Genomic DNA, 10,381 nt, shown 5'->3' on the forward strand with positions numbered 1-10,381 from the left:
CGCGCGGTGTCGGCCAACGGCATCCGCATCCACCTCGCCGAGTACGGCCCGCCGACCGGCCCGCTGGTCGTGCTGCTGCACGGCTTCCCGGAGTTCTGGTGGACCTGGCGCCACCAGCTCCTCGCCCTCGGCGACGCCGGCTACCGGGTCGTCGCGCCCGACCTGCGCGGCTACGGCGACACCGACAAGACGCCCCGCGGCTACGACCTGTGGACCCTCGCGGTGACTGCGCCGGGCTGATCCGGGCGCTCGGGGAGCCGCGTGCCCACGTCGTCGGGCACGACTGGGGTGCCGCGATCGGCTGGACGGTCGCCACGCTGCACCCGCGGCTGGTCGTCTCGCTCACCGGGCTCGGGGCGCCGCACCCGGTCGTCATGCGCGACGCGGTGCTGCGCGACCCGCTCGGGCAGGGCCGCGCGAGCCGCTACATGGCCGGGTTCCAGCTGCCGCGGCTGCCGGAGCGTTCCCTGCGTGCCGACGGCGGCGCCCGGGTCGGGCGGATCATGCGGGCGTGGGCGGGTCCGGAGTGGGCCGCCACCACCGACTTCGCCGACGCCGTCGCCCGCAACGCGGAGGCGATGCGGATCTCCACCGTCGCCCACTGCAGCCTCGAGTACTACCGCTGGTCGATGCGCTCCCAGGTGCGCCCCGACGGCCGCCGCTTCGCCCGCGAGCTCTCCCGGCCGGTCGGGGTGCCGGTGCTGCAGGTGCACGGCGCCGACGACCCGTGCGTGCTCGACACCACCATGCGCGGCGACGAGCGGTTCGCCGGTGCCGGGCTGACCCACCACACGCTCCCGGCCACCGGGCACTTCCCGCAGCAGGAGCACCCCACCCACGTCACCGCGCTGATCGGGGCCCACCTGCAACGCTGCGACGGCTGAGCGGACACCGGTTCCCCGTCGTCCGACGTGCACGGATACGCTCGGCCACCGTGCGGATCCTGATCGTGGGAAGCGGTGCGCGTGAGCACGCCATCGCCGTGGCTCTGGCGCAGGACCCGGAGGTGACGGCGCTCGCTGTCGCCCCCGGCAACGCGGGGACGGCCGCGGTGTCCGAGCAGCTCGGGCTCGACGTCACCGACAACGGCGCCGTCGTCGACGTGGCGCGGACCTGGCAGGCGGACCTCGTGGTCGTCGGGCCGGAGGGCCCGCTGGTCAACGGTGCGGCCGACGCGTGCGCGAGGCCGGCATCCCCTGCTTCGGCCCGAGCGCCGAGGCGGCCCGGATCGAGGGGTCCAAGGCGTTCGCGAAGGCCGTCATGAGCGCGGCCGGGGTACCGACGGCCTCGTCGGTCGTCGTTGACAACCCGGCGCACCTCGACACCGCGCTGTCGGTGTTCACCCCGCCTACGTCGTCAAGGACGACGGGCTGGCCGCGGGCAAGGGCGTCGTCGTGTCCGGCGACATCGAGGTGGCCCGCGCGCACGCCCTCGGGCTGCTCGACGCCGGCCACCCGGCGCTGCTGGAGTCCTTCCTCGACGGCCCCGAGGCGTCGCTGTTCTGCCTCGTCGACGGCGCCACCGTGGTGCCGCTGCTGCCCGCGCAGGACTTCAAGCGCGTCGGCGACGACGACTCCGGCCCCAACACCGGCGGCATGGGCGCCTACTGCCCGCTGCCCTGGGCGGGCGAGGACCTCGCCGAGGAGCTGGTCGCCGGGGTCGTCGCGCCGGTCGCCGAGGAGATGGCGCGCCGCGGCACCCCGTTCACCGGGCTGCTCTACGCCGGTCTCGCGCTGACCTCGCAGGGCCCGGCGGTCATCGAGTTCAACTGCCGCTTCGGGGACCCGGAGACCCAGGCCGTGCTGGCGCTGCTGCGCACCCCGCTGTCGCAGCTGCTGCTCGCCACCGCGACCGGCACCCTCGCCGAGCAGCCCGCGATCGAGTGGGCCGACGGGTCGGCGGTGACGGTCGTCGTCGCCGCGGAGGGCTATCCGGCCACCCCGCGGCTCGGTGACGTCATCACCGGCGCCGAGGGGGAGGGCGTGCTGCACGCCGGCACCCGTCGCCGCGACGACGGCGCGGTCGTCTCCTCCGGCGGGCGCGTCCTGTCGGTCGTGGGCACCGGCTCCGACCTCGCCGCCGCCCGGGCCGAGGCCTACGCCCGCCTGGAGCCGGTCCGCCTTGCGGGCTCGCACCACCGCACCGACATCGGTCTGAAGGCCGAGCGCGGAGAGGTCAGCGTGCCCGTCGCGCAGGCCTGATGTTGCGCGGGTGTTACCGCCGCATGGCGCAACGCCAATAGTCCGAATGGCCTGACCTGGGCCTCCGTATCCGGTTGTTCGATGATCATGAAGAGCCGGTAAAACCGGACACCAGGGTTTGATCTCCACCGGTTCGTCGAGGAATCGTCCTGTGGCACAGGGGCACAGCCGGTGTCCCTGAACCACAGGAGGATCACCATGGCCCACGCTCCCCAGCAGGCCCGTCGTCGTCGCGCCCTCGCCCTCGTGGGTGGCGTCGTCGCCGCGCCGCTCGCCGCCCTGGCGCTCACCGGCACCGCGCAGGCGGCCGAGCTGACCCCGGTCGCCGAGTACCTCGACGACACCGTCGCCGACACCGACGCGCAGATCGGCGCCGTCGTCGACGCCCTGGGCTTCGAGGCCGAGTGACACCGGGCGGGCCCCGCGCCCGCCCCGGTTCGTGAACGACCGCGCGCCCGGGAGCGGGCTCCCGCCCGGGCGCGCGGTCCGGTCCCGTGCGGGGCCGCCGCCTAGGCTCGGCGGCGTGACCCGCCTGACCGTCGCCGCCCGTGCCGCCGTCGCCCCGTTCCACGTCATGGACGTCTGGGCGGCCGCCGCCGAACGGGCCCGCACCCACGGCGACCTGATCAACCTCTCGGCTGGGCAGCCGTCGACCCCGGCGCCGGAACCGGTGCGCGCGGCCGCCGTCGCCGCCCTGAACGAGCAGGTACTCGGCTACACCGTCGCCCCCGGCATCGCGGAGCTGCGCGAGGCCGTCGCCGGGCACTACCGGCGCACCCGGGACCTGGAGGTCGACCCGGGCGACGTCGTGCTCACCACCGGGTCCTCCGGCGGGTTCCTGCTCGCCTTCCTCGCCGCGTTCGACGCGGGCGACCGCGTCGCCATGGCCCGCCCCGGCTACCCCTGCTACCGCAACATCCTCGCCGCGCTGGGCTGCGAGGTCGTCGAGCTGCCGTGCGGTCCGGCGACCCGGTTCCAGCCCACCGTGGAGATGCTCGAGGCGCTCGACGAGCCGGTGAAGGGCCTGATCGTGGCCAGCCCGGCGAACCCCACCGGCACCGTCCTCGACCCCGCCGAGCTGGCGGCGCTCGCGTCGTACTGCGAGGAGCGCGGCATCCAGCTCGTCAGCGACGAGATCTACCACGGCATCACGTTCCCGGGCAGCCCCGCGACGAGCAGCGCCTGGGAGACCTCGCGGGAGGCCGTGCTGGTCAACTCGTTCTCGAAGTACTTCTCGATGACCGGCTGGCGGCTCGGCTGGCTGGTGTGCCCGCCGCGGCTGCGCCGGACCGTGGAGGGGCTGGCCGGCAACTTCACCGTCTGCCCGCCCGCGCTGCCCCAGCACGCGGCGCTCGCCGCGTTCGACGAGGCGAGCTACGCCGAGGCCGACTCCCACGTCGTGCGCTACGGCCGCAACCGGGACCTGCTGCTCGACGGCCTGCGCGGGCTCGGGATCACCCGGCTCGCCCCCGCCGACGGCGCGTTCTACGTCTACGCCGACATCGCGCACCTGCTGCGCGCGGGCGAGGACTCGATGGGGCTGACCTACCGGCTGCTCGCCGAGACCGGCATCGCCGTCGCACCGGGGCAGGACTTCGACCCGGTCGACGGCGGCGCCTACATCCGCTTCTCCGGCGCCGGGACGCCCGAGGGCATCACCGAGGCGCTGGAGCGGCTGCGGGCCTGGGTCTGAGCGGGCCTCAGAGCACCAGCTCGGGCTTCACCGCCGTCGCCGTCCACACCCGCTTGCGGTACGCCGCGAACGTCGCCAGCGCCAGGGCCCCGACGAACCAGGCCAGCAGCACCGGCACCGCCGTCCCGACGACCCCGGCCAGCTCACCGCCGTACATGAGGTGGCGCAGCGCGTCGACGGCGTAGCCCATCGGCATCACGTGGTGCACCGGGTAGAGCGGCCCGGGGATGGTCTGCCACGGGAACGTGCCGCCCGCCGAGACGAGCTGCAGAACCATCAGGACCAGCCCGAGGAACTGCCCGACCGCGCCGAGCAGGGCGTTGAGGGCGTGCACGATCGCGGTGAACGTCATCGAGGTCAGCCACAGCAGCGCCAGCGTCGCGAACGGGTGCACCGGGGTGATCCCCAGCAGCAGCGACACCACCGCGTACATGCCGGTGACCTGTACGACCCCCAGCAGTCCGGCCGGGATCCAGCCGCCCAGCGCGATGCGCAGCGGGCTCTGCCCGGCCGCGATCGCCCGTCGGGACAGGGGCTGGACCAGCAGGAACAGCACGTAGCCGCCGATCCAGGTGGCGAGCGCCATGAAGAACGGGGCCAGTCCGGCGCCGTAGGTATCGGCCTGGGAGTAGGCGACGTCGCGGGTGGCGACGGGGTCGCCGATGTTCGCGGCGGTCGCCTCCCGGACGCCCGGGGCCGGGTTCGGGATGTCGTCCAGGCCCGAGGCCAGGCCGTCGTGCAGCTGCGTCGCGCCGGTGGCGAGCTCACCGGTGCCCGAGTCGAGCCGGCGCGCCCCGTCGGCGAGCCGGTCGGTCCCGTCGACGGCGGTGCGCTCCCCGGCGACGAGCTGGTCCGCCCCGGTCCGCAGCGCGGTGGCGCCGGTGGACAGCTGCGTGGCGCCGGCGGAGAGCTTCCGGACGCCGCCGGACAGCTCAGCCGCGCCGTCGCGCAGGGTCCCGGCGCCGTCGGCGGCGCTCGCGATGCCGCGGCTGAGCTGCGGGGCCGACGCGGCGAGCTGCTCGGCGCCGTCGGCGACCTGCCCCGCGCCGGAACCGAGGCGGTCGAGCTGCCCGGACACCTGCTGGACGCGGGTGTTGCCGTCGACCAGCGGCTGCTTCGCGGTCGCCAGCGCGGCCAGGGCCTGCTGCACCTGTTCCTCGGTGAACCCGCGCTCGCGCAGGTTCGCCGCGATCGTGCCGTCGGCGGCGTCGAGCTGGTCGGCCAGCCGGGCGCTCTCCTGCGCGACCCGGTCCCCGGCCGCGGCCAGCTGCGCGTTGCCGTCGGCGACCTGGCGGGCGCCGTCGGCCAGCTGTCGCGACTGCGCGGGCAGGTCGGCGGTGGCACTGCGCAGGGTGCCCAGCCCGGTCGCGAGCTCGCCCGCGCCCGAGGACAGCCGGTCCGCCCCGGTCGCGGCGGTGCCCGCCCCGGTGGCGAGGGTCCCGGCCCCGGTCGCGAGCTCGCCCGCGCCGCCGGAGAGCTGCTGGGCGCCGTCGAGGAGCTTGCGCTGCCCGGTCGCCAGCTCACCGGCGCCGGACGCCAGCCGGCCGGCCCCGTCGTGGGCGGTGGCCGCGCCGTCGGCGAGCTTCCCGGCGCCGTCCGCGGCCTCCTGGGTCTTGGTGTGGATGGTGGAGAAGCCGGTGAGGAACCGGTCCGCGGCCTGCGTCCCGACCTCCTTGGCGACCGACTCGCGGACCCGGGTGGTGAGGGTGTCGGCGATCGTGCGGGCCAGGTAGTTGTTGGCGTCGTTGGTGGTGAGCACGAGGATCCCCTGGCGCGGGGTGAAGTCCCCGGAGGACTGCAGGGCCGCGGTGAAGTCGCGCGGGATCGTCAGGGCGAAGGTGTAGACGTTGTCGCGCACGCCGCGGTCGGCCTCGGCGGCGGAGACCCGGTGGAAGTCGAACGAGCCGGAGTCGGTCAGCTCCTTCGCGACGTCCTGGCCGACGTTCTGCGTCTTCCCGTCGGCGTCGGTGCCGCCCGCGTCGTCGACGACGAGTGCGGCGGGCACCTGGTCCAGGCGGGAGTAGGGATCGCCGTTGGCGTAGAGGTAGAAGCCCGCGTAGAGCATCGGGATCATCAGCAGCGCGAGCACGGCCAGGACCGGCAGCCGCCCGGCGGTGATCCGCCGCAGCTCGCTGATCGCCATCCTGATCGCGCTCATGAGGTCCGCTCCGTGCTCTCGTCGCCGTCGGTGGTCCCGGGGGTGGGGTCCGCCCCGGGCAGGATCGCCGTACCCGCGTCCTGCGGGGGCTCCGCCGTGCCGGGGGGCGGAGCGTCCGCGGCCCCGGCGGGGCGGCGGCGCAGCAGCCGCCGGGTCCAGCCCTGCGGCAGGTCGTCGGCCCCCTGCGGCGCGACGACGGTCAGCGGCCCCGTCGGGTCCTCGGGCCTGCTGTGCCGCCCGGGCGGCTCCGGCAGCGCGCCGGCGTCGCCGCCGCCGAGCCGCACCCCGGGCACCCCCAGCAGCGCCGCCGATCCCTCGGTGCAGGTCACGACGACGGCGAACCCGGCGCGGGCGTGCTCGGAGGCCACCTGCCACCAGGTCACCGGGGTGCCGCCGTGCCGGTCCGGCGCGCTCAGCACGAGCACCCGTACCCCGGGGCGGGACGCGGCGAGTGCGGTCATCAGCCCGATCCGGACGGGTGCGGGCACGTCCTCGAACCGCGAGCGCACCCAGCTCTGCGCGCCCCGCGCGCCCAGCCACTCGGTGACCGCCCGCGGGGTGGTGCCGCGCCCGGCCATCGCCAGCTCCTCTCCGACGACGGTCCGCAGCGGCAGCACCGGCTCCGGCTCGCTGACCCCGGGCGTGTCGACGACGGCGACGGCGCGGCGCAGGCGGCGCGGGTCGTCGTCGCCGTCGAGGGTCACGGTGCCGTGGTCGGGCCGCATTCGCCCGGCCAGCGCCAGCGCCAGCGCGGTGTGCCCGGAGCCGGGGGTGCCCGCGACCAGCAGCACCGAACCGGGGACGGCGCGCAGCGAGGTCGGCTCGAGCAGCACCCCGTGGGTGCCGTCGACGGCGACGCCCTCGGCGACGAGGGCCGCCTCGGGGCCGGGGGCGGCCTCGGGATCAGGGGCGGCCTCGGGATCGGGAGCGGGCGAGGGGGCGGAGCTGGTCATGACGGTCCTGCTGTCCTGGGCGCCCCGGGCCGCACGACACCCGGCGATCGCGGGTCCGCGCAGCTCACCGGCACCGGTCGTGGGTCGGAGCCACCGGCGCCCGGTGGTGCGTACGCACGGGCGCGACGGCGGCGGAAGCCTAGGCCGACGCCTGCTCCGGCGTCCGGCCGTCGCCCAGTGTGGACCCGATCGTGCGGGCCGACTTGACCTCGGACGACAGTGAGTTGACCCGGCGCGACACTGTGACGGCGGCGACGAGGGGCGCCCGGAGCGCCCGGCCCGGGGTGCCGCGGGCACGTCCGGCGCCGGGGCCGGAGGCGACCCGGAGCGCCGGCGGAGGGCGGCGCGGGGCGGGGCCCCGGGGGCTCAGCCGCCGAGGGCGGTGCGGGGCAGCGGCGCGGGGCCGCCGGGGGAGCCGGTGCTGGACGGGCCGACCTCGCCGATCCGGTCCAGCGCCGCCTTGATGTGCTTGCCGCCGACGTCGCGGTGGGTCATCAGCCGCAGCTTGCCCGCGATGGCGCCGGCGCGGACCCCGGCCTCGGCGAACGCGGCGATCGTGCCGCGCACGTCGGCCACGTCCACCAGCACGATGTTGGTCTGCGGCTCGCGGACCCGCCAGCCGCGCTCGCGCAGCCCGGCGGCGAGCCGCGTCGCGAGGTCGTGGTCCTCGGCGAGCCGGTCGATGTCCTCCAGCGCGACGAGCCCGGCCGCGGCCAGCACCCCGCCCTGCCGGACGCCGCCGCCGAGCATCTTGCGCAGCCGCCGGGCGTGCTCGACGAACTCCGCCGACCCCGCGACGACCGACCCGACCGGCGCGCCGAGCCCCTTGGACAGGCAGACCGCGACCGTGTCGGCGCCGACGGTCAGCGCGCCCGGCGGGACCCCGAGCGCGACCGCGGCGTTCCACAGCCGGGCGCCGTCGAGGTGCACCGAGAGCCGGGCGGCCCGCGCCGCGGCGGCGACGGAGGCGTGCTCCTCCGGTGCGGTCACGGTGCCGCCCGCGGAGTTGTGGGTGTTCTCCAGGCACAGCAGCACCGGGCGCAGGGAGGCGTAGAAGCCGTCGTCGGCGGCGGCCCGGCGCACGGCGGCCGCGGTGACCTTGCCGGGGCCCGCGTCGTGCGGCAGGGGCCGCGGCATCCCGCCGGCCAGCCAGGCGGCCGTGCCCAGCTCGAAGTCGAGCACGTGCGCGCCCTGGGGGGCGAGGAAGGAGTCGCCGCGGCCGAGCCGGCTCATCAGCGCGATCAGGTTCGCCATCGAGCCGGTGGGCGTCCACAGCGCGTCGGCGGCGCCGAGCAGGCCCGCGACCCGTTCCTCCAGCTCGCGCATGGTGGGGTCGCCGTCGAGCACGTCGTCGCCGACCTCGGCCTCGGCCATCGCCCGGCGCATCGCCTCGGTCGGCAGCGTGACGGTGTCCGATCGCAGGTCGACGGGCTCGCCGGGGGCCGGGGCGGCCGCCGCCCCGCGCGCACCACCGCGCGGTGACCAGCGGCTTCTGGGTGACGGGCGCACACCACCAGTGTGTTCCATCCCCGCGGCGGTGAGAACGGCAGGGTCACGAAACGGTCACGGTCACCCCGTCCGACCTGGGCGTCGAGTCCGGTATCTCACTCGTCCGGACGGGTCCTGTCTTGGCACTATGTGGCGATGGCGGCCCCGAAGCAGACCGAGAAGGGTGAGCGGCGCCGCGCCCTGCTCGTCGCGGCGGCCGCGGACCTGCTCGCCGAGAGCGGTTTCGACGCGATCCGGCACCGCGCCGTCGCCGAGCGGGCCGGGGTGCCGCTGGCGGCCACGACCTACTACTTCTCCTCGCTGGAGGACCTGGTCTGCGCCGCGCTGGACCGGCTGGCGCACGCCGAGCTGGCCGACGCGCACGCCTGCCTGGCCCGCCGTGACGACCCGGCCGAGATCGTGCTCGACCTGCTGCTCGGCCCGCGGTCGCGCACCGACGGCCTCGACGCCGTCCTGGCCCGGTTCGAGCGGCTGATCGGGTCCGGCCGTCGCCCGTTCCTGGCCGGGCTGCTGCGCGCCCAGCGCGTCGAGTTCGACGCCCTGCTCGACGAGGCGCTCACCCGCGCGACCGGCCGTCGCCCGGGGCCGGGGGAGGTCCGCAGGCTCACCGCGCTCGTCGACGGCGTCGTGCTCACCGCGCTGATCGAGGCCGACCCCGACCCGCGTGCGGTCGGCCGGGAGGCGCTGCACGAGGTGCTGGAGTCCCTGCCCCGGGTGTGAGGCCGCGCTCCCGCCGGTCACAGGGCCCCCACCAGCCATTATCATCGCGCCACGTGATTGCCAACGTGCTGGCCGCGCGCTACGCGAGCCCCGAGCTGGTCCGCCTCTGGTCTCCGGAGTACAAGATCCAGCTGGAGCGACGGCTGTGGATCGCGGTGCTCCGTGCCCAGCGCGACCTCGGCATCGAGGTGCCGTCGTCGGTCATCGACGACTACGAGGCCGTCGTCGAGCAGGTCGACCTGGGCTCGATCGCCGCCCGCGAGCGCGTCACCCGGCACGACGTGAAGGCCCGCATCGAGGAGTTCAACGCCCTCGCCGGCCACGAGCACGTGCACAAGGGCATGACCAGCCGCGACCTCACCGAGAACGTGGAGCAGCTGCAGATCCGGCTGTCGCTGGAGCTCGTCGCCGACCGGACCGTCGCGGTCCTGGCGCGGCTCGGGCGTCGCGCGTCGGAGTACGCCGAGCTGGTCATGGCCGGGCGCAGCCACAACGTCGCCGCGCAGACCACCACCCTGGGCAAGCGGTTCGCCTCCGCCGCGGACGAGCTGCTCGTCGCGCACGCCCGGCTGGAGGACCTGCGCTCGCGCTACCCGCTGCGCGGGATCAAGGGCCCGATGGGCACCAGCCAGGACATGCTCGACCTCCTCGACGGCGACGCGGCCAAGCTCGACGAGCTGGAGCAGCGGGTCGCCACCCACCTCGGGTTCGCCGAGGCGTTCACCAGCGTCGGGCAGGTCTACCCGCGCTCGCTCGACCACGACGTCGTCACCGCGCTGGTGCAGCTGGCCGCCGCGCCGTCGTCGCTGGCCACGACGATCCGGCTGATGGCGGGTGCCGAGCTCGCCACCGAGGGCTTCGCCCCCGGCCAGGTCGGGTCCAGCGCCATGCCGCACAAGATGAACGCGCGTTCCGCGGAACGCATCAACGGCCTCATGGTGATCCTGCGCGGCCTGTCGGTCATGACCGCCGAGCTCGCCGGCTCCCAGTGGAACGAGGGCGACGTCTCCTGCTCGGTGGTGCGCCGCGTCGCGCTGCCGGACGCGTTCTTCGCCCTCGACGGCCTCTACGAGACCACGCTGACCGTGCTCGACGAGTTCGGCGCCTACCCGGCCGTGATCGCCCGCGAGCTCGACCGCTACCTGCC

General features: G+C 75.8%; 7 protein-coding genes and 2 pseudogenes. 6 read left to right on the forward strand and 3 right to left on the reverse strand.

The genetic code is table 11. The annotated features are described in order from the left end of the window. From KPL60_RS24135 to KPL60_RS24150, 4 genes and pseudogenes are all read left to right on the forward strand, one after another. Window positions 1–884: pseudogene (locus KPL60_RS24135) on the forward strand (alpha/beta fold hydrolase); the annotation flags it as partial. Between the two features lie 50 nt (window positions 885–934). Continuing rightward, window positions 935–2,201: pseudogene (gene purD / locus KPL60_RS24140) on the forward strand (phosphoribosylamine--glycine ligase). 198 nt (window positions 2,202–2,399) lie between these two features. Further along, complete coding sequence (locus tag KPL60_RS24145; RefSeq protein WP_139282823.1) at window positions 2,400–2,609, forward strand: hypothetical protein; 210 nt, start codon at window positions 2,400–2,402, stop codon at window positions 2,607–2,609. Between the two features lie 166 nt (window positions 2,610–2,775). Next, window positions 2,776–3,894, forward strand: coding sequence for a pyridoxal phosphate-dependent aminotransferase (locus tag KPL60_RS24150; protein WP_226364766.1), 1,119 nt, complete (start codon window positions 2,776–2,778; stop codon window positions 3,892–3,894). 7 nt (window positions 3,895–3,901) lie between these two features. On the opposite strand, the gene KPL60_RS24155 is transcribed toward KPL60_RS24150, so the two are convergent. The 3 genes from KPL60_RS24155 to KPL60_RS24165 all read right to left on the reverse strand — a co-directional run bounded on the left by KPL60_RS24155 (window position 3,902) and on the right by KPL60_RS24165 (window position 8,427). Continuing rightward, window positions 3,902–6,052, reverse strand: a complete 2,151-nt coding sequence (locus KPL60_RS24155; protein ID WP_226364708.1) for a YhgE/Pip domain-containing protein — start codon at window positions 6,050–6,052, stop codon at window positions 3,902–3,904. Continuing rightward, window positions 6,049–7,005: an ATP-binding cassette domain-containing protein gene (locus tag KPL60_RS24160; RefSeq protein WP_226364707.1), complete on the reverse strand. Its 957-nt coding sequence runs from the start codon at window positions 7,003–7,005 to the stop codon at window positions 6,049–6,051. The genes KPL60_RS24155 and KPL60_RS24160 overlap by 4 nt, the downstream gene beginning before the upstream one ends. Before the next feature lie 366 nt (window positions 7,006–7,371). Continuing rightward, window positions 7,372–8,427 (reverse strand): threonine aldolase family protein, encoded by a 1,056-nt coding sequence (locus tag KPL60_RS24165; RefSeq protein WP_255655231.1) that lies wholly within the window; start codon window positions 8,425–8,427, stop codon window positions 7,372–7,374. Between the two features lie 222 nt (window positions 8,428–8,649). Between KPL60_RS24165 and KPL60_RS24170 the strand changes: the two genes are divergently transcribed. After that, window positions 8,650–9,234 carry a TetR/AcrR family transcriptional regulator gene (locus tag KPL60_RS24170; protein ID WP_226354815.1) on the forward strand — a complete coding sequence of 195 codons (585 nt, stop codon included), beginning with the start codon at window positions 8,650–8,652 and terminating at the stop codon, window positions 9,232–9,234. 53 nt (window positions 9,235–9,287) lie between these two features. Continuing rightward, window positions 9,288–10,381 (forward strand): adenylosuccinate lyase (purB, locus tag KPL60_RS24175; RefSeq protein WP_226367297.1); only part of this gene is annotated, 1,094 nt, incomplete at its 3' end.

It is taken from the genome of Pseudonocardia sp. ICBG162 (assembly GCF_020496225.1).
GTDB lineage: Bacteria > Actinomycetota > Actinomycetes > Mycobacteriales > Pseudonocardiaceae > Pseudonocardia > Pseudonocardia alni.